1 pseudogene is annotated in these 372 nt (G+C 72.3%); it reads right to left on the minus strand.

Going from position 1 to position 372, the window contains the following annotated elements:
* Positions 1-274: 274 nt before the first annotated feature.
* Positions 275-372 (minus strand): annotated as a pseudogene (locus AC5RV2_RS19065) (pantetheine-phosphate adenylyltransferase); the annotation flags it as partial.

A 372-nucleotide genomic window follows, 5' to 3' on the forward strand; every position in this document is an offset into this window, starting at 1 on the left:
CCGACTGTGCGGCGACCGGCGCCTGGAGGCCCGGCTGCAGCTGTTCGCTCTCGCCGCGCACTGCGTTGGACGCGGTTGTGGCGGCCGCTGCTGTGGCGGCCACACCAGTCGCTGTCCCGCCGGCAGGAGTGCCCGGTACGGATTGTCCGGGAAGCACGACGCCGGTGGTCGGCTGGGTGGGGATCGTTGCTTGGGCTGCGGGCTGGGTGGAAACTGCCGGCGCGACCATGCCGGCCTGTTGGTTCTGCGCAGCGTCGACTGTCCCGGACGCCGGCACCACGCCGGCGCCGTGGCTGCGGCAGTACTCGGCCAGCAGGCCTTCACCCATCGCTTCAACGCTCACGCCGCGGAGGTAGGAGAGCGTCTCGCGGG

The sequence above is a fragment of the Arthrobacter sp. Y3225116 genome (assembly GCF_059091245.1).